Here is a 16,688-nt window from a genome sequence, read left to right on the forward strand (position 1 = left end):
GCAGCCGAAGCCTTAAGCGCTTTGAATGCCGTCCCGGCGCCCGGCGGGGCGGTCAGGTAAAGGATCGCACCAGGCTGCCGACCAGAAGGTTCCAGCCGTCGATCAGGACGAAAAACAGGATCTTGAACGGCAGGGAAACCACCGTCGGCGGCAGCATCATCATGCCCATCGCCATGGTGATGGTGGCGACGATGAGATCGATCACCAGGAACGGCAGCACGATCAGAAAGCCGATCTCGAAGCCGCGCCTGATTTCCGAGATCATGAAGGCCGGCACCAGGATGCGCAGGTCCACGGTGTCACGCGAGACGGTCTGGCCGCGCTCGCGGGCGAGATCGGCAAAAAGATCGAAATCCTTGTCGCGCACATTGTGCAGCATGAAGCTGCGGAACGGATCCGAGATCTTCTCGAAGGCCTCGGCCTGGGTGATCTGATTGTCCATCAGCGGCTTGACGCCAGTGTTCCAGGCCTGGTCGAAGGTCGGCGCCATGACATAGAAGGTCATGAACAGCGACAGCGAGATCAGGATCAGGTTGGCCGGCGTCGACTGCAGGCCGATGCCGGCGCGCAGGATCGAGAAGGCGATGACGAAGCGGGTGAAGCTCGTCACCATGATCAGCAGGCCCGGCGCCACCGAAAGCACGGTGAGCAGCCCGAACATCTGGATGAGATAGCCGACCGTGGTGCCGTCGGCCTTGCCGATGCCGCCGAGATCGAGCTGCTGGGCCGCGGCGACAGAGGTGGTGACGACGATGAGCGCCGTGGCGATGAGGAACTTTCTCATTCGAGCAGCATCGTCCTGATGAGAACCTGTTTGACGTGGCCGCCGCTACGCAGCGCCGCACGCTCGTCGAGATCGGCCTTGAGATGCTGGTAGCCGCTGGCGCCTTCGATCTGATGCATCTTCAGCGTGCGCACGAACGCCAGCAGGTCCTGTTGGATCTGCTCGGTCATTTCCTGCGGCTGCGGCGCGTCGTAGAGCACCGATGCCTCCAGCCTTATCCAGACTTCGCCGGGTGAGGCGAGATTGGTGGTGATCGGCGCCAGTTGGACCACCGTCGGTCCGGCGATCTGTTTGCCCACTTCGGCCGACTTCTCCGGGCTGCCGGCGTTCTCGGGTGCGGCAGGAACCGGCGCCGGGGCTTCTCCCTGCTTGAGATAGCCACCCGAGAACCAGCCCATGCCGACGGCCGCGCCGGTCATGGCCAAGAGCATGGCGAGCTGGACCGCAAGGGACGGTCCCTTCTTGGACTGAGCCTGCTCGACGTTTGCCACGACAGCGATCTCCCCGGCCTAGAAAGGAAGAACCTGGTCGAGGATCTGCTGACCGTAGGCCGGCTGCTGAACCTCGCTCACACGCCCGCGGCCGCCATAGGAGATACGCGCCTCGGCGATGCGCTCGTAGGGAATGGTGTTCTCAGCGCCGATGTCGGAGGGACGCACCATGCCGGCGATGGTGAGCACGCGAAGCTCATAGTTGACACGCACTTCCTGCGAGCCCCTGATCATCAGATTGCCGTTGGGCAGCACATCGGTGACGACCGCCGCGACATTGAGCTCGATGTCCTCCGAGCGCTTGATCTCGCCGTCGGCGTTGGTCTCGGTGCTGGAGCTCAGGCCCGCATCGCCCTTGCCGCTGGTGCTCTTGCCGTCCCATCCCAGCGTCACGTCATAGCCGAGCTTGCGCGCGGCGGTGCGGCTGCGGTCGTTCTGGTTCTTGAAATTGGCCTTGTCGTTGAGCTTGATGTTGACGGTCAGGATGTCGCCCTGCCGCAGCGCCCGCGGATCGGTGAACAGCCGGCTCTGGCGGTCGTCCCACAGCGAGAATTTCTTGACCGGGCGCGCCGGCGGCTCCGGGTAGCTGTAAGGCGTCGCGCCGCCGTCGCTGATACCGGAACCGACCGGCGAGAGCGCGGGCTCCCGGCCGACTTCCTTGAGATCGGTGCCGCAGCCGGACAGTGCCGCCGCCGCGACCAGGGCGAGCAGTTTCAAATTCATGACGGATCAACCCTTCGCGCCGCGCTGGCCATGATGCCGGTGAGCGTCGCCGCCGCCTTCTGGTCCATTTCATTGAGGATGACGCCGGCCTTGCGTGAATCGAGCTTCATCAGGATCGCCGCGGCGAGCTCGGCATTGACCATCGCCAGCCGCTCGGCCGCGGCGTCGGGCTTCATGCCGGCATAGATCTTGACGACGCTGTCTTCGGCGCGCGCCAGGAATACCTCGCGGCGCTTCAGCCACTGCTCGTACTCGGCGCGTTTTGTCTCCAGCGCTTTCATGCGCTCGTCGATGCCTGCCTGGAGCTGCTTCAGCTCCTCGGCCTGCAAGGCGTAGCGGCGGTCGCGAGCCGCATCGGCGATGTTGGAGCAGAAGCGCTGGATCTCGCTCTCGTCCGGCACTTTTTCATGCGCAAGCTGGCCCGGCTGAGCCGAGGCCTGTCCGCTAGGCAGCACCTGGCGGACTTCTTCCGCGCGACCCGGAGTGCCGCCCACCAGCGCAGCGATCGCGACGGCGGCTAGCAGGTTCATGGTCGTATGAAGCCTGGGGCGACGATGCGGGTTTGAGGAGAAGAGCTCGATCATCGGCATGCCTATTGGAGAACCAAGTCGGCCTGCAGGGCGCCGGCAGACTTGATGCCTTGCAGGATGGCGATGATGCCATCAGGCTTGACGCCGAGACGGTTGAGACCGGAGACGAGCGTTTCAAGGTCGGGGCCGTCGAGCACTGCGACGCGGGCGTCGGGTCGCGAGGCCTCGATGGCGGTGAAGGGTTCGATGGCCGTCTGGCCCTTGGAGAAGGGCTCCGGCTGAACCACTTTCGGCGCTTCGGTGATGCGCACGGTGAGCGTGCCGTGGCTAATGGCGACGCGCGAGATCTTGACGTTGTTGCCGATGACGATGGTGCCGGTGCGCTCGTCGATGACGACCCGGGCGGGCGCATCCGACTCGACGACCAGGTTTTCGATCTCCGCATAGAAGCGCGCCGCCGATACGTTCTTCGGCCGTCTGATCTGCACGGTGCGGGCATCGCGCTCGGCCGCAACGCGCATGCCGAAGCGCTGCGATGTATAATCGTTGATGGCGTCGGCGATGCGGATGGCGGTCGAGAAATCGGGATTGCGCAATTGCAGCGTCAGCACGCCCTGATCATCGAACTCGGCGGGCACCGAGCGCTCGACGATGGCGCCATTGGGCACGCGGCCGGCGGTGGGCACGCCTTGCGTCAGCTGCTCGGCCTGGCCCTGGGCGGTGAAACCGCCCACGATCACCGAGCCCTGGCCGACGGCGTAGATCTCGCCGTCCGCGGCCTTGAGCGGCGTCATCACCAGCGTGCCGCCGGCAAGCGAGGTGGCATCTCCCATCGAGGAGACGTCGATGTCGATGCGCGCGCCCGACTGGACGAAGGGCGGCATGTTGCCGGTGACGATGACGGCGGCGACGTTCTTGGCGCGCGCGCTGCCGCCTTCGGTGGCGATGCCGAGGTTCTCCAGCATGGCGCGGATCGATTGTTCGGTGAACGGCGAGTTGCGCAGGCTGTCGCCGGTTCCCGCCAGGCCGATGACCAGGCCGTAGCCGACGAGCTGGTTGTCGCGCGCGCTCTGCAACTGGGCAATGTCCTTGATGCGCGCGGCGACCTGGCCGGGCGGCAGCGTGCTCGGTCCCGTCGAGACGCGGAACATGCGTGTGGTGGTGGCTGGATCGTATTCCGGGTCGTCGTTAACGCCGCCATTTTTCTGCGCGAGTTCGCGCTTGGCCTTGGGCGTGAGCCCATCGGCGAATGCGGGCTGAAGACCGATCGCGGCGCTCAGCAGAAGGGCAAAGGCGCGCCTCACGATGCGCCGACCCGAATCGTGCCGTCGGCCATCACCGTGCCGGAAATGATCTTGCCGCTGTCGACGTTGCGGATCTTGATGAGGTCGCCGGCAGCGCCCGGTTGCAGCGTGACGCCGGCGGCCGAGATGGTCAGCGCTCCGGCGGTGAAATAGACCTGCACCGAGGCACCCTGCTCGACCAGCCAGGCATCGCGGATGGCGGCCGCCGGAATGTAGCGGCCGGGCACGAGCGTGCGCTTGGCGACCTTGCCCTGGAGTTCCTCGGAGCGCGTCGCCATTCCGTCCGGCTTGTGCTTGCCCGGGACCAGCGTCACCTGCTTCAGCGCTGCAAGCTCGATGGTCTCGCCGGGATAGATGACCCGGTTGGGGATCAGCACGGCTTCGCCGACCGCTTGATTGGCGGCGAGCTGGCTGGCCGACTCTCCGCCCGTCTCTTGCGCAAGCGCCGGCACGCCGACGGCCACCAGCGCAAGGGCCAGCAGGGCGCGGCGGAAAGCAGGGCAGGAAGCCGGCATGGCCATCGTCGGCTACCTGATGTTCTTGGAGACCACCGAGGCCATGTCGTCGGCGGCCTGGATGACCTTGGAGTTCATTTCATAGGCGCGCTGCGCCGAGATCAGCTCGGTAATTTCCTTGACCGGATCGACGTTGGAAGACTCCAGATAGCCCTGTTCGATGGTGGCGAAGCCGGGATCGCCGGGAACGCCGACATTGGCCGGGCCGGAGGCCGCCGTCTCCTGGAACAGGTTGTCGCCGAGCGGCGCCAGGCCCGCCTCGTTGGCGAAGTTGGCGATCTGAAGCTGGCCGAGAAGCTGAAGGTCGGTCTGGCCGTCGATACGGGCAAAGACCTGGCCGGTCTTGTTGACGATGACCTCGACCGCGTCGGTCGGCACGGTGATCGCGGGAATGACGTTGGCTCCGTCGGCGGTGACCAACTGCCCGGTGGCATTGGTGTTGAAGGCGCCGGCGCGGGAGTAGAGCGTGCTGCCGTCGGCGCCCTCGATCTGGAACCAGCCGCGGCCGGTCAGCGCCAGGTCGAAGCTGTTGCCCGTGCTGGTCAGCTCGCCCTGGGTGTGGACGTTGCGCACGGCCGTCGTCTTGACGCCGAGGCCGATCGAAACGCCCTCGGGCACAAGCGAGGTGTTGGAGCGGTTGGGCACCCCTTGGGTGCGGTCGACCTGGTAGAGCAGATCGGAGAATTCGGCGCGCGCCCGCTTGTAGCCGGTGGTGTTGATGTTGGCGATGTTGTTGGCAATGACTTCCAGATTGGTCTGCTGGGCGTTCATGCCGGTCGCGGCGATGGCAAGGGCTTTCATGACGCGGTCCTAGATGCTCATGCGGCTGATTTCGAGATAGGCCGAGACGACCTTGTCGCGGATGGCGATCGTCGTCTGCAGGGCCTGTTGGGCGCTCAGCACCGCATCGGCCACCTGGCGGGTGTCGGCGTCGCCCTTGAGCGCCTGGATCGACATCTGCTCGGCGTTCTGCAGCGTGTTGACGGTCTTGGTCGCAGCCTGGCTGAGAGCCTCCGCGAAGCTGCCTGCGACGCCTTCGCTTGCCTTGGTGCCGACGCCGCCCTGAAGCAGGCCCGGCGAGGCGGCCTCCAAGCCATCGATTGCCGGTTTGAACTGTAGTGCCCCGATACCGCCGATCATTACTGGTTCCTCATCAGGTCGATGGTCATGGAAATCAGATCGCGAGCCTGCTTGATGACCTGCAGGTTGGCCTCATAGGAGCGGTTCGCCTCGCTCATGTCGGCCATTTCGACCAGCACATTGACGTTGGGCATCTTCACGTACCCTTTTGCGTCAGCGGCCTCGTTGCCGGGCTGGAATTCGATCGGGAAGTCCGACGGGTCGCGCGCGATCGAGCTCACCTCGACCAGCGAACCACCGGATGCGCGGTCGAGCTCGGACTGGAAGCTGATCGTCTTGCGACGATAGGGTTCGGCGCCCGGCGTGTTGCCCGTCGATTGCGCATTGGCGAGGTTCTCCGACACCACGCGCAGACGCTCCGACTGGGCGCCAAGGCCGGATGCCGCTACTTTCAGAGCTGCGGTCAGGGCGTCCATGGTCAGCTCTTCACCACCATCGTCATCATCGAGTGGAAGGCTTTGACGATCGCCGTGTTGAGCTCGAAGGAGCGACGCACTTCGCCGGCCTTCATCAACTCGTCCTCGAGCACCACCGTGTTCTTTGACGGCATTATCGAGCCCGTGACATCCTCCGGCTTGAGGTTGAAGCCGGCATTGGTCCCCTCGGCGCCCAGATGGCCGGTCTGGGTGGCCGCCAGCGTCACCGCCGTCCGATCAAGGACCTTTTCGAACGGTTCGACGTCGTTTGCCGTGTAGCCCGGCGTGTTGGCATTGGCGATGTTGGATGCGATCGCCGACTGGCGCACGGCCAGCCATTGCGACTGCCGGGTGGCGAGGTCAAAAAGGTTGACGGGTTCCATGGGACTCTCCGGGCGAGTACGCACAAGACTAGGCCGCCAGTCTTGCGCGGACCTTGCGCGGGGCGAGCCCGCGGCCCGTTGCGAGGCCATCATCTGGAAAGCTGGATCACCTTGTTGGCGTCGGTGACGATCACCCATTTGCCGCCGCGCTGCTCGATCGCGGCGACGCGGCTGGAGTCCGGCAGAACGGAGCCGCGCTGGACGATCCACAGGCCGGTATCGTCCTCGATCATCGCGCGGCCATTGGCGACATGCACCATCCTGAATTCCGCCGCGGCCGCAGGGAAGGGCTGGTCGCCAGGCGCCGGCGCAGGTTCGTCCTGCACCGTTCCGGTAGCAAGCAGGTCGATATCGGCGTTGGGAACGTCCCTGGCCGTCAGCGGTCCGCTGCGTTCGGCCGCGACGCCGCCGCCCGCGCGTCCGGAATTGCTGCCGCTGCCGCCGAACTTGATGGCCTGGACGCCGAACTGCTCCTGGTTGAAAAAGATATACCAGGGAAACAGCGCGCAGATCAGGCCGAGCGTGATACCGAGCGCGGCGACGACGAAATCGCTGCGCCGGTCCGCTTTCCTGTTGGCCAGGCGGGGAAACCGGGCCGGCGGCGGCTGCGGCCACTCCACCTTTTTCGGGAACAGGCCGTTGATGAGCGAGTCGCGGCTGGCGTCGGCCTCCTCGGCGGCCTTGGCCTCGGCAATCATCTCGCGCAGCATGCGCTCGGTCTGCTGCAGGTCAGTCTCCTTGATCGCCATTCTGCTTCCCCTTGAGGTGGCGGGCGAAATCGGTGAACGGATCGGCCGAAGCGCGGTCCCTCGGCGACTGCGTGAGCGCCTCGTAGATCAACGGCACTTGGCGCACGGCGATGTCGAGGTCGGCGTCGGCGCCGCCCTGATAGGCGCCGAGCAGACGGATGTCGCGCGTGTCCTCGAAGCGCGCGATCATCGCTTTCAGCCTTGTCACCAGCAGGCGCTGCTCGGCGCTCCAGGACTTGTCGGCGAGACGTGAGATCGACGACAGCGGATTGACCGGCGGGTAGCGTCCCTGCTCTGCGATCGCTCGGTCGAGCACGACGTGGCCATCGAGGATGCCGCGCACCGAATCGGCCACCGGATCGTTGTGGTCGTCGCCGTCGACCAGCACCGAGATGATGGCGGTGATCGACCCTTTGCCCTCGGCGCCTGGTCCGGCGCGCTCGAGCAGCTTCGGCAGATCGGTGAAGACCGATGCCGGGTAGCCGCGCGCGACCGGCGGCTCGCCGGTGCCCGTCGCCACCTCGCGCAACGCATGGGCAAAGCGGGTGATCGAATCCAGCACCAGGAGCACGCGATGGCCCTGGTCGCGGAAATGCTCGGCCACACGCATGGCTGTGTCGGGCGCGCGCCGGCGCATCATGGCGCTCTCGTCGCTGGTGGCAACGACGGCGACGGTCTTGGCCATGCTGTCGGCGCCGATCGTGTCCTCGAGGAATTCGCGCACCTCGCGGCCCCGCTCGCCGATCAGCGCCACGACCACCGTGTCGAAGGCCTCGGCGCCGGCGAGCATGGCAAGCAGCGTCGACTTGCCGACGCCGGAGCCGGCGAAGATGCCGAGCCGCTGGCCGAGACAGAGCGGCGTGAAGATGTCGATCACCCGCACTCCGGTAAGGAAGCCGGTGTCGACCCGCTGGCGCGACATGGCGCCGGGCGTCAATGTGTCGGCGCTGCCGGCGGCATTCGGCCTGACCAGCGGCGGGCCACCGTCGATGACGCGGGTCAAAGCGTCGATGGCGCGCCCGCGCCAGGAAACATGCGGCGTGACGGCGAGTGGGCCGCGCCGGAACACGACGTCGCCGATGCCGGCATCGGCGTGGCGCTCGAACGGCGCGACCACCACCTCGTCGCGGCCTATCCTGACGATCTCGCCGCGGCGCGTGCCGGTCTTGCCGCGCTGCTCGACGATGTCACCGAGCCTGGCAATGTCCGAAAGCCCGCGCACCTTGTAGTGAGTGGGTGAGATCTCGACGACGCGGCCGCCGCGGCTGAGCAGCGTTTCCGGGTTGTCGAACCGCCGCCAGATGCGTTCGAGCGTGGCCAGACGATCCGTTGGACCGGCTTCGCTAAACCTCTCGGGCGCGCGGAGCAGGGACGAGCCGTTCGCCATGCCGTTACTTGTCGCCGAGCGTCTTGATCGCGTCATCGGTGGAGGAAGCGCTCTGCCGGATCAGCGCCGCCGTGTTCTCGAAGGCGCGCTGCACCTGGATCAGCCGGGTCATCTCCAGCACCGGATTGACGTTGGATTCCTCCAGAAACCCTTGAGCTACGCCGACATCGGAGCGGTCGGTGACCGGTTCCGGAGTCCGCGCGGGAACGATGCCCGAATTGCCGTAACGGACGAAATTGTCGCCGGGGTCGAAATCGTAGAGGCCGATGGCGCCGACGAGCTGGTCGTTTTGGCGTAGCGAGCCATCGGCGCCGGCCTTGGGCGGACCGTTGCGCGGATCGAGCTGGATCGGCGCGCCGCCGCTGTCCAGCACCGGATAGCCTTCGATCGACATCAACTCGCCGTTCTCGTTCATGGAGAAACGGCCGTCGCGGGTCATCACCGTGCCGGCCGGCGTCTCGATGGCGAACCAGGCGTCGCCTTGTATGGCGAAATCGAAAGGATTGCCGGTTTCGGTCAGCGAGCCGTGCGCGGTGGAAAGATAGGTCTTGCCGGAGGATGCGAAGGATACCGACTTCGGCCCGGTGCCGGAGACCACGTCCTCGAATTTCACGCCGGTGGCGCGAAAACCGATGGTCGAAGCGTTGGCGACATTGTCGGCGATGGTGTCGAGACGGCGTTCGAGCGCAATCTGCGAGGAGAGGGCGACGTAGAGACTGTCCTGCATGGTGTTCTCAGAACTTCAGCTTCTGCATGGCCATCATCAGATCGGTCGAGATGCCGACCGTGGTCGGCTGCGCGAACAGCACGCTGACCGAGGTCACGGCACTGGTGGTCGGGTTGTTGATCTCCCACAGGCTGGTGAAGCGGGTAAGGAACGTGTTCAACTTGTCGGGATCCTTGAAGTCGGCGATATCGAGCTTTTGCTCGAACATCTGCGCCTGCTTGTCGATGTCGGCGGACGCAATGGAGTCGGGCAGGCCGAGAGCGGTGCGAACCACGCTCGAAAGCGCAGTGTCGGCGAGCACGTCATACCAGCTGTTGATGTCAGGCGCCTTACGCTGGAAATAAAGCGCCAGCCGCACGCCCTGATTGGTCTCGCCGGCATTCTCCTCCAGCGTCTGGCGCATGTATTTGTCGACGGCGCCTTGCTGGGCGGAGGGAAAGAGCGTGGCGGTCGAGCCGTAAGCCGCAAAGTTGAACGCCTTGACGAAGTCGGCGTAACGCTTGTCACTCAGCTTGTTGGCGAAGCTGTCGGAGTCGGACACGCCTTCCTTGAGCGCCTTGACCATGAAGGCCTTGGCATAGGCCATGTCTTGCAGCCCGTACGCCTTCATCGCGTAGTTGAACAGCCGAGTGTTGTTGACGAAATCGTCGATGCTTTTGACGTTGCCGATATTGGCCAAATAGTAGTCGGTCTCACGCTTCACGACGGGCTGCGACTCGACCTGGTCGATTGCCTTTGGGATGTCCTTGGCGATGAGCTGATAGCTGGTATAGGTGTTCAACATCTGCGCCTCCGGCCGAAGCTATCCGGTGACGATAGCGATGCTTCCTTGTGCGAGGCTGAATCGGTTTTCCGCATCGCGATTCAAGCCTCACACAAGGCACGAGGACTATCCCTGATCCACGACGTGACACGCGGAAGGACCTGTCGTGGGTATTCTGATCGGACTTGTGGTGACGCTTGGCTGCGTGCTCGGTGGCTTCATGGCCATGGGCGGCCATCTGCATGTGCTGATCCAGCCTTGGGAAGCCGTGGTAATCTGCGGCGCCGCGCTCGGCACTTTCCTCGTCGCCAATCCGATGAAGACGGTCAAGGACACCGGCAAGGGCATTCTCGAGGCCTTCAAGCAGGCCGTGCCGAAGGAGCGCGACTATCTCGAAACGCTGGGCGTCCTGCACAGCCTGATGCGCGAGTTGCGATCGAAGTCGCGCAGCGAGGTCGAGGCGCATATCGACAATCCGGAAGAGTCGGCGATCTTCCAGGCGTTCCCGACGGTGCTCAAGAACCACGACCTGACGCATTTTATCTGCGACTATTGCCGCATCATCATCATCGGCAATGCGCGCTCGCACGAGATCGAGGCGCTGATGGATGAAGAGATCCAGACGATCCGCACCGACAAGCTGAAGGCCTATCACGCGATGGTCGCGGTCGGCGATGGCCTGCCCGCGCTCGGCATCGTCGCGGCCGTTCTCGGCGTGGTGAAGGCGATGGGCGCGCTCGACCAGTCGCCGGAAATCCTCGGCGGGCTGATCGGTGCTGCGCTGGTCGGGACCTTCCTCGGCATCTTCCTGTCCTATGCCGTGGTCGGCCCGGTCGCGACCAAGATCAAGACGGTGCGCGAGAAGAAGAACCGCCTCTATATCATCGTCAAGCAGACGCTGCTCGCTTACATGAACGGCGCCTTGCCGCAGGTCGCGATCGAGTTCGGCCGCAAGACCATCTCGTCCTATGAGCGTCCGACGATCGATGCCGTCGAGCAGAGCACGATGAACACCGGCACCGCCGAGAAGAAGGCGGCCTGAGCATGCAGAACTTCAGCCGGGGCCGCTTGCCGTCATGACCAGTCCGGCCAGTCCGTCGCAAACCCGGGCTCTCATCATCGAGCGTCTCGTCGGCGACAGCGGCGAGGCCGCGCAGGTGATCGGCGTCGGCCGCGGCATGGCCGAGCGCTCGCTGCCGCTGCTGCAGAAAGCCCTTTCCGGAGAGCTTGGCGCGCCGGTCACGGTCGACCTGCAAGCCGTCGAAGTGGGACGTGTCCCCGACGCGCGTATGCGCGCGGGCGAAACCTTCGCCATGACCATCGTTCCTTCGCCGACCTCGGCCGACGCCATGACGCTCGTCATGGACGCGCCGGCGATCGCCGTCATGGTCCAGGCGCTGTTCGGCGGCGATCCGGATCAGCCGGTGGCGCCGATCGAGCGCGACCTGTCACAGATCGAGACCGACGTCGCCACCACCGTCTTCCAAGAGGTCGCGATGGCGCTGAACGGATCGGGCCGGCGTTCTCTCGAGCTGCGCCAGCCTGTCCCGAGGGCGATGTCCGGCAACGAGGCAAAACGGCGCGTGCTGCGCGACGGGGCCGCGGTCCGCATCATCTATGGCATCTCGACGCCGACCGACACCGGGACGGTGACGGTGATGATCCCGCAGCGAATCCTTCTGGCGACGCGTGGCGCCACCGCCGTTCAAGGCGGCGACCAGACGACGGAATTCGACTGGCGAGCCCGCTTCTCGGAGGAAGTGATGCGCTCGGCCGTGCGGCTCGAGGCCACCATGCCGCTTGCCCGGCTGACGCTTGGCGATCTCGCCGCCTTCCAGCCCGGCCAGGTGATCGAGTTCGAGGAGGACGCGCAGCTGCAGGCAAAGCTCAGCGCGCGCGACAAGACGCTCTTTGTCTGCGAGTTCGGCAAGCTCGGACAGAATTACACGGTCCGCGTTCGGCATCCCCACGACGGCGGGCAGGATTTCATCGATGGATTGGTGCCGGGCTGAGGCCTGGCTTGGGATTATTGGAGACGAGGCATGGCAAAGACCAAGGTGGAAGCCGAACCCGAAGCCGACCAGCCGGACGAGCAGCTCGACCGCGCCATCGAGGAATTGCGCGGCGTGCTGCGGGAGGAGGAGAACCGCCCCGACGCCGCCCTGCAGGCCGGCGCTAATTCCTCGATCATCATGACGATCCCGGTCGATGTGCAGATCATTCTGGGCAGCACCGAAATGCCGGTGTCGGAGCTGATGGCGCTGCAGAAGGGCTCGACGGTAGCGCTCAATCGCCGCATAGGCGAGCCGGTCGACGTGGTGGTCAACGGTCGCAGAATCGCGCGCGGCGAGATCACGGTGCTGGAACACGATCCGTCGCGCTTCGGCATCAGGCTTACCGAAATCAACGCTGCTGCCAAGAGCGCCTGAGCATGGACGGCGAGAGCATTCACCGGCAGCGGAGCGAGGCCCGATGACGTCGTTGACGCTGACGCGCCCGCAAAAGGCCGCCGCCATCCTGGTGGCGATGGGCAAGCCCTCGGCCAGCCGGCTGCTCAAATTCTTCAAGCAGGAGGAGCTGAAGGCGCTGATCGAGGGCGCGCGGCTGCTGCGCACCATCCCGCAAACCGACCTGGAGCGGATCGTCGCGGAATTCGAGGCCGAGTTCACCGAGGGCGCAGGCCTGCTCGATTCGGCCGACCGGATGGACACGATCCTCAACGAATCGCTGTCGCCAGAGGAAATGAGCGCCATCATGGGCGAGAAGAAGTTCGAGCCCGCTCCTGAGGGACCGCCGCCGATTTGGCCGGATCTCGAAAAGCTCGAGCCGACGCGCCTCGGCACCTTCCTCGCCGGCGAACACCCGCAAACGTCCGCCATGGTGCTGTCGAAGCTGGCGCCGCAGACCGCGGCCAATGTGCTGCTGACGATGGAAAAGCCGATACGCAGCCAGATCATCAAGCGCATGGTGACGATGGCCAACATTCCGGAGGCGGCGGCCAGGATCGTCGAGAACCAGTTGCGCGCCAGCGTGCTTTCGCAAAAAGCGAGCAGGGACACCTCGGTCGGCCAGGAGCGCGTCGCCAGCGTGCTCAACGAGATGGCCAAGCCCGAGCTCGACGAACTCATGCAGGACCTGGAGGAAGCCGGCACGCCGGATCTGGCCGGGGTCAGGTCGCGGCTGTTTGCCTTCGACGACTTGCCGCTGCTCACCCAGAAGGCGCGCGTGCTTCTGTTCGACGGACTGTCGACGGAGCTCGTCACGCTGGCTTTGCGCGGCGCGCCGGCGGAGCTTACCGAATCCGTGCTGTCGGCGATCGGCGCACGCTCGCGCCGCATGATCGAATCCGAGCTCGGACAGGGATCGGAAGGTATCGCGCTGGTCGACATCATGGCGGCGCGGAAGACCATCGCCGTGGCCACCATTCGTCTTTCGCGGCAAGGAGCGTTCGAGCTTCCGTCCACGCAGACCACCGCCGAAGCCGCCTGACGATAGTGATCCGGACAGGGCACCATGGCTGAGGCGGTCGACAAGGATTCCAAAACCGAGGAAGCCACAGAAAAGAAGATCCGCGACACGATCGAGCAGGGCAAGCTGCCTCACTCGCGCGAGACGGCGATCTTCGCTTCCTTCCTTGCCATACTGGTGTTCAGCGTCTTCTACGCCAAGGACGCCATCGTCAATCTCGGCATGTTCCTCGCCATGTTCCTGGAAAAGCCGGAAGCCTGGCCGATGAACACCGAGACCGACGTCATCGAGCTCTACAAGACCGTGCTGTTCGAAATCGGCCGCGCCGTCGTCAGCCTGCTGGTGCTGCTGGTGGTGGCCGGCGTCGGCGCTTCGGTGTTCCAGAATATCCCGCAATTCGTCGGCGAACGGATCCGGCCGCAACTGTCGCGCATTTCGATCGCCAAGGGCTGGAGCCGCCTGTTCGGCGTGCAGGGCTTTGTCGAATTCGCCAAGTCGTTGGCAAAGCTTGCCTTCGCCATCGCCGTGCTCGCGTTCACATTGTCGGAAGATCACCGCAGGCTGCTCGCCGGCATGATCACCAACCCGGTGTCGTTCGGCATGGTCATCCGCAGCATCTTCGTCGACATATTGGTGGCGATCGTCTTCGTCATGGGGCTGATCGCGGTCGCCGACATCGTCTGGTCGCGCTTCAACTGGCGGCGCGACCTGCGCATGACCAAGCAGGAAGTGAAAGACGAGCTGAAGCAGTCGGAAGGCGATCCGATCGTGAAGTCGCGCCTGCGCTCGCTGGCGCGTGACCGGGCGCGGCGGCGCATGATGACGGCAGTGCCGCGCGCGACGCTCATCATCGCCAATCCGACCCACTATTCCATCGCGCTGAAATATGTGCGCGAAGAGGACTCCGCTCCGCTGGTGCTCGCCAAGGGCCAGGATCTGGTGGCGCTGAAAATCCGCGAGATCGCGAGAGAGCACAACATCCCGATCTTCGAGGACGTGGCGCTTGCCCGCTCCATGTACAAGCAAGTTTCGGTTGATAGCGTGATCCCGTCGCAATTCTACCAGGCCGTCGCCGAATTGGTGCGGATCGTCTACTCGAAGAAGGCCGAGCGAAAAGAAACCCAATGATCGGACGCTGTTTCTATCCATGAACCGGCAACCACACGCCAATTCACGCGAGCAGATCGTCGCCAATGCCATCCACGACGTGGTGGGCGAGCTGCGCCTGATCGAGGTCGCCGACTATATCGCTTTTATCCGGCTGGAGCATTTCGCCTGCCTGTCGGACCTGGTGGACTCGGCTGCGGAGCTCTATTTCCAGCCGGGCACGCTCAGGCTCGGCCATGGCGGCGAAGCGCATGTCGACTGGGACGGCAGCCCGCGCATCGTGCTCGATCTCGAGCTGCGGCCGCGCGGCGTCACCGTCTATTTCCAGCTGACGCTGACCGGGCAGGGCACGTCCGTGATCGTCAATTACGTCTCTTTCGAGAAGCCGGGCGAGACGCCGGAGCACAACACCGCCCTCCTCGAGGACGCAATCGATGAGGCGCGCATCCGGAGGACCGAGCCGCTCGCTTTTCCTTGACGATGTTCTCGGCGCCTGGCCTGGGCGAGCTACTCGATCAGGCCAAGGCGCAGCGCCTTGGCCACCGCCTGGTTGCGATTGACCGCGTTGAGCTTCTGCGTCGACTGGGTGAGGTACTGGTTGGCGGTGTGCACCGACAGTTTAAGGAGCTTCGCGATCTCTTCGCTGGTGTTGCCGTTGGCGGTCAGTTTCAGGCATTCGAGTTCGCGTTTGGAGATGGCGCGCGTCCTGCCGGTTTCGCTTGGACGAATGCGGGCGACCGCCGCAAACACCGCAAAGCAGCGCGCGTGGATTTCATAGAGCGTGTCGTCCGAAAGGGTCATGTCCGGCCCCAGGAAGACGACCAGCCCGCACTGACCGCGCTCCGCATGCACCGGAAAGGCGATGCCGTCGGTGGCGGGCGCCAGAGGAGCGGTCGGTTCGGCCCATGCCAGGCTTTCAAACCTCCGCCGCGAGCCGGCCATGCCGCTGTCGGCCCACCAGCGCGGCATCGTCGAGATGCGACTGTGGCGCACCATTTCCTCGCCGCTGGCACCCGAGATGAATTTGGTCGTGAGGCCGGTCGATGGATAATCGGAATCGAGGCAGGCGACGAGGCGCGCTCGCTCCAACGAGGGGCTGACGAAGAACAATCCGAAACCGGAAGCGTTGATGTCGACGCCGATCCAGCGGCAGCGGCGCACGGCGTCCGGAATGGTCACCGCGTGATGCGTCTCCGATCCGAGCGAGAAGGCGCCGAACGGATTGCGCTGTTCGTTGAAAAGGGCCGCGGCGGCCTCTTTGATCTGTGCGTGCTTCAAATGATGCCGCTCCTGATCGCGGTCGCAATCGCCATTGCGCGGTTCGAGGCCGCGAATTTCTGGATGGCATGCGTGATGTAGCTGTTGACGGTGTTCGACGAGACGCCAAGAATGAGGGCCACCTCGTCGGTGGTCTTGCCCTCCGATACCCAGAACAGGCATTCGCGCTCGCGGTCCGACAGCGGATCCTGCATGGATGCCGCGGCGATCAATTGCGGGATGCTGGACAGCGCATAGCAGCATTTCAGCTGCGCCTTCATCAGGGCCGTGAGGTCGATCTTGCCGGGCTCGGCGGCGGAAAACAGCACGAAAAGGCGCTGGCGGCCGACATTCAACCTCAGCGAATAGATCTCGGCATGGCCGAGCACATCGAGCAACCGGGCTTCCTCGCCGCTCAGTATCGCGCCGGCGTCGGGCGCATGAGCCGCGACCAACGGCTTGGGGCGCACCCCCGGGGCGGCCGTTAGTGGGCCGAGCGCAAGATTGGCAATCAGCCTCTTGCCGATCAACTCGATGGCGTCGAAAATCCAGTTTGATGAGACGATGCGCGCATCGTTGCGATCCTGATCGTGCACCATGGCGACCAGCATATAGCTGTCGGCGCCGATATCGGCTGAAAGCTGCATGAAGAAACTGGTGAGATCGCCGCGGGACGCTAGGCGCGAGCCTGAAGCGTCGGATTGAAGAAGCGCGGCGGGACTGCTCATTTTGATATTCTGACCGGAATCGATCCCTGCGCCCGGTGCTGGCGTTGGCCAGCGCTCGGACCCGAAACGCGTCACGTTTACGAAGACACACTCACGGGCGCGCACAGCGCCCAACCTAGCCGAATCCTTACAAGCAACGCGAAGCCGTCCGCGTCTGGTGCCGGCCGGACGCCGGAACTTGAGACTTTGGGTGGTCGCCGCGCTCCCCGTGGAACG

The 16,688-nt window shown here is 64.7% G+C and carries 22 protein-coding genes; 6 read left to right on the plus strand and 16 right to left on the minus strand.

Annotated elements, in window-relative coordinates:
* Nucleotides 1–52: 52 nt before the first annotated feature.
* The 14 genes from fliP to CK220_RS09980 form a co-directional block, all read right to left on the minus strand.
* Complete coding sequence (gene fliP / locus CK220_RS09915) at nucleotides 53–784, minus strand: flagellar type III secretion system pore protein FliP (protein ID WP_095811351.1); 732 nt, start codon at nucleotides 782–784, stop codon at nucleotides 53–55.
* Nucleotides 781–1,275, minus strand: coding sequence for a flagellar basal body-associated FliL family protein (locus CK220_RS09920; RefSeq protein WP_095811352.1), 495 nt, complete (start codon nucleotides 1,273–1,275; stop codon nucleotides 781–783). The genes fliP and CK220_RS09920 overlap by 4 nt, the downstream gene beginning before the upstream one ends.
* Before the next feature lie 18 nt (nucleotides 1,276–1,293).
* The gene (flgH, locus tag CK220_RS09925; protein WP_095811353.1) at nucleotides 1,294–1,998 is read right to left on the minus strand and encodes a flagellar basal body L-ring protein FlgH; all 705 of its coding nucleotides are present in this window, start codon (nucleotides 1,996–1,998) and stop codon (nucleotides 1,294–1,296) included.
* Nucleotides 1,995–2,528 (minus strand): MotE family protein, encoded by a 534-nt coding sequence (locus tag CK220_RS09930; protein WP_095811487.1) that lies wholly within the window; start codon nucleotides 2,526–2,528, stop codon nucleotides 1,995–1,997. Before CK220_RS09930 ends, flgH begins: the two co-directional genes overlap by 4 nt.
* A 62-nt stretch (nucleotides 2,529–2,590) precedes the next feature.
* The gene (locus CK220_RS09935; protein ID WP_095811354.1) at nucleotides 2,591–3,832 is read right to left on the minus strand and encodes a flagellar basal body P-ring protein FlgI; all 1,242 of its coding nucleotides are present in this window, start codon (nucleotides 3,830–3,832) and stop codon (nucleotides 2,591–2,593) included.
* Complete coding sequence (flgA, locus tag CK220_RS09940; RefSeq protein WP_095811355.1) at nucleotides 3,829–4,353, minus strand: flagellar basal body P-ring formation chaperone FlgA; 525 nt, start codon at nucleotides 4,351–4,353, stop codon at nucleotides 3,829–3,831. Before flgA ends, CK220_RS09935 begins: the two co-directional genes overlap by 4 nt.
* A 6-nt stretch (nucleotides 4,354–4,359) precedes the next feature.
* Nucleotides 4,360–5,148 carry a flagellar basal-body rod protein FlgG gene (gene flgG / locus CK220_RS09945; RefSeq protein ID WP_095811356.1) on the minus strand — a complete coding sequence of 263 codons (789 nt, stop codon included), beginning with the start codon at nucleotides 5,146–5,148 and terminating at the stop codon, nucleotides 4,360–4,362.
* 9 nt (nucleotides 5,149–5,157) lie between these two features.
* Nucleotides 5,158–5,487 carry a flagellar hook-basal body complex protein FliE gene (locus CK220_RS09950; RefSeq protein WP_095811357.1) on the minus strand — a complete coding sequence of 110 codons (330 nt, stop codon included), beginning with the start codon at nucleotides 5,485–5,487 and terminating at the stop codon, nucleotides 5,158–5,160.
* Entirely contained in the window at nucleotides 5,487–5,903 is a 417-nt protein-coding gene (flgC, locus tag CK220_RS09955) for a flagellar basal body rod protein FlgC (RefSeq protein ID WP_095811358.1), read from the minus strand. Before flgC ends, CK220_RS09950 begins: the two co-directional genes overlap by 1 nt.
* A gap of 2 nt (nucleotides 5,904–5,905) precedes the next feature.
* Nucleotides 5,906–6,286 (minus strand): flagellar basal body rod protein FlgB, encoded by a 381-nt coding sequence (gene flgB, locus CK220_RS09960; protein ID WP_095800437.1) that lies wholly within the window; start codon nucleotides 6,284–6,286, stop codon nucleotides 5,906–5,908.
* Nucleotides 6,287–6,375: 89 nt separating this feature from the next.
* Complete coding sequence (locus CK220_RS09965) at nucleotides 6,376–7,035, minus strand: hypothetical protein (protein WP_095811359.1); 660 nt, start codon at nucleotides 7,033–7,035, stop codon at nucleotides 6,376–6,378.
* Nucleotides 7,016–8,422: a flagellar protein export ATPase FliI gene (gene fliI / locus CK220_RS09970; protein WP_095811360.1), complete on the minus strand. Its 1,407-nt coding sequence runs from the start codon at nucleotides 8,420–8,422 to the stop codon at nucleotides 7,016–7,018. The genes CK220_RS09965 and fliI overlap by 20 nt, the downstream gene beginning before the upstream one ends.
* Nucleotides 8,423–8,426: 4 nt before the next feature.
* Nucleotides 8,427–9,149 carry a flagellar basal-body rod protein FlgF gene (flgF, locus tag CK220_RS09975; protein ID WP_095811361.1) on the minus strand — a complete coding sequence of 241 codons (723 nt, stop codon included), beginning with the start codon at nucleotides 9,147–9,149 and terminating at the stop codon, nucleotides 8,427–8,429.
* A 7-nt stretch (nucleotides 9,150–9,156) separates the two neighbouring features.
* Nucleotides 9,157–9,933: a DUF1217 domain-containing protein gene (locus tag CK220_RS09980; RefSeq protein ID WP_095811362.1), complete on the minus strand. Its 777-nt coding sequence runs from the start codon at nucleotides 9,931–9,933 to the stop codon at nucleotides 9,157–9,159.
* A 145-nt stretch (nucleotides 9,934–10,078) separates the two neighbouring features.
* On the opposite strand from CK220_RS09980, the gene motA reads away from it, so the two are divergent.
* The 6 genes from motA to CK220_RS10010 are packed head-to-tail and all read left to right on the plus strand — an operon-like array spanning nucleotide 10,079 to nucleotide 14,965.
* The gene (gene motA / locus CK220_RS09985) at nucleotides 10,079–10,954 is read left to right on the plus strand and encodes a flagellar motor stator protein MotA (RefSeq protein WP_067002381.1); all 876 of its coding nucleotides are present in this window, start codon (nucleotides 10,079–10,081) and stop codon (nucleotides 10,952–10,954) included.
* Between the two features lie 34 nt (nucleotides 10,955–10,988).
* The gene (locus CK220_RS09990) at nucleotides 10,989–11,924 is read left to right on the plus strand and encodes a FliM/FliN family flagellar motor switch protein (protein ID WP_095811363.1); all 936 of its coding nucleotides are present in this window, start codon (nucleotides 10,989–10,991) and stop codon (nucleotides 11,922–11,924) included.
* 30 nt (nucleotides 11,925–11,954) lie between these two features.
* Entirely contained in the window at nucleotides 11,955–12,341 is a 387-nt protein-coding gene (gene fliN / locus CK220_RS09995; RefSeq protein ID WP_095811364.1) for a flagellar motor switch protein FliN, read from the plus strand.
* A gap of 43 nt (nucleotides 12,342–12,384) precedes the next feature.
* Nucleotides 12,385–13,401, plus strand: coding sequence for a flagellar motor switch protein FliG (locus CK220_RS10000; protein ID WP_095811365.1), 1,017 nt, complete (start codon nucleotides 12,385–12,387; stop codon nucleotides 13,399–13,401).
* Nucleotides 13,402–13,425: 24 nt separating this feature from the next.
* Entirely contained in the window at nucleotides 13,426–14,508 is a 1,083-nt protein-coding gene (gene flhB, locus CK220_RS10005) for a flagellar biosynthesis protein FlhB (protein WP_095811366.1), read from the plus strand.
* A 19-nt stretch (nucleotides 14,509–14,527) separates the two neighbouring features.
* Nucleotides 14,528–14,965, plus strand: a complete 438-nt coding sequence (locus CK220_RS10010; protein ID WP_095811367.1) for a hypothetical protein — start codon at nucleotides 14,528–14,530, stop codon at nucleotides 14,963–14,965.
* Nucleotides 14,966–14,994: 29 nt separating this feature from the next.
* Here CK220_RS10010 and CK220_RS10015 read toward each other — a convergent pair whose 3' ends face one another.
* Together CK220_RS10015 and CK220_RS10020 are read right to left on the minus strand one after the other, a co-directional pair.
* On the minus strand, nucleotides 14,995–15,765 hold the full coding sequence (locus CK220_RS10015; protein ID WP_095811368.1) for a helix-turn-helix transcriptional regulator: 771 nt from the start codon (nucleotides 15,763–15,765) through the stop codon (nucleotides 14,995–14,997).
* Entirely contained in the window at nucleotides 15,762–16,472 is a 711-nt protein-coding gene (locus tag CK220_RS10020) for a helix-turn-helix transcriptional regulator (RefSeq protein ID WP_095811369.1), read from the minus strand. The genes CK220_RS10015 and CK220_RS10020 overlap by 4 nt, the downstream gene beginning before the upstream one ends.
* Nucleotides 16,473–16,688 lie beyond the last annotated feature (216 nt).

The organism is Mesorhizobium sp. WSM3860 (assembly GCF_002294995.1).
Lineage (GTDB): Bacteria > Pseudomonadota > Alphaproteobacteria > Rhizobiales > Rhizobiaceae > Mesorhizobium.

Bases quoted from the DNA above. Each gene is read 5' to 3' on its own strand.
- CK220_RS09990 (WP_095811363.1), top strand. From the start codon at position 10,989: ATGACCAGTCCGGCCAGTCCGTCGCAAACCCGGGCTCTCATCATCGAG.
- flgG (WP_095811356.1), bottom strand. From the start codon at position 5,148: ATGAAAGCCCTTGCCATCGCCGCGACCGGCATGAACGCCCAGCAGACC.
- flgH (WP_095811353.1), bottom strand. From the start codon at position 1,998: ATGAATTTGAAACTGCTCGCCCTGGTCGCGGCGGCGGCACTGTCCGGC.
- CK220_RS10020 (WP_095811369.1), bottom strand. From the start codon at position 16,472: ATGAGCAGTCCCGCCGCGCTTCTTCAATCCGACGCTTCAGGCTCGCGC.
- flhB (WP_095811366.1), top strand. From the start codon at position 13,426: ATGGCTGAGGCGGTCGACAAGGATTCCAAAACCGAGGAAGCCACAGAA.
- CK220_RS10010 (WP_095811367.1), top strand. From the start codon at position 14,528: ATGAACCGGCAACCACACGCCAATTCACGCGAGCAGATCGTCGCCAAT.
- CK220_RS09950 (WP_095811357.1), bottom strand. From the start codon at position 5,487: ATGATCGGCGGTATCGGGGCACTACAGTTCAAACCGGCAATCGATGGC.
- flgB (WP_095800437.1), bottom strand. From the start codon at position 6,286: ATGGAACCCGTCAACCTTTTTGACCTCGCCACCCGGCAGTCGCAATGG.
- CK220_RS09980 (WP_095811362.1), bottom strand. From the start codon at position 9,933: ATGTTGAACACCTATACCAGCTATCAGCTCATCGCCAAGGACATCCCA.
- flgC (WP_095811358.1), bottom strand. From the start codon at position 5,903: ATGGACGCCCTGACCGCAGCTCTGAAAGTAGCGGCATCCGGCCTTGGC.
- flgA (WP_095811355.1), bottom strand. From the start codon at position 4,353: ATGGCCATGCCGGCTTCCTGCCCTGCTTTCCGCCGCGCCCTGCTGGCC.
- fliN (WP_095811364.1), top strand. From the start codon at position 11,955: ATGGCAAAGACCAAGGTGGAAGCCGAACCCGAAGCCGACCAGCCGGAC.
- fliP (WP_095811351.1), bottom strand. From the start codon at position 784: ATGAGAAAGTTCCTCATCGCCACGGCGCTCATCGTCGTCACCACCTCT.
- fliI (WP_095811360.1), bottom strand. From the start codon at position 8,422: ATGGCGAACGGCTCGTCCCTGCTCCGCGCGCCCGAGAGGTTTAGCGAA.
- CK220_RS10000 (WP_095811365.1), top strand. From the start codon at position 12,385: ATGACGTCGTTGACGCTGACGCGCCCGCAAAAGGCCGCCGCCATCCTG.
- flgF (WP_095811361.1), bottom strand. From the start codon at position 9,149: ATGCAGGACAGTCTCTACGTCGCCCTCTCCTCGCAGATTGCGCTCGAA.
- CK220_RS09930 (WP_095811487.1), bottom strand. From the start codon at position 2,528: ATGAACCTGCTAGCCGCCGTCGCGATCGCTGCGCTGGTGGGCGGCACT.
- CK220_RS09965 (WP_095811359.1), bottom strand. From the start codon at position 7,035: ATGGCGATCAAGGAGACTGACCTGCAGCAGACCGAGCGCATGCTGCGC.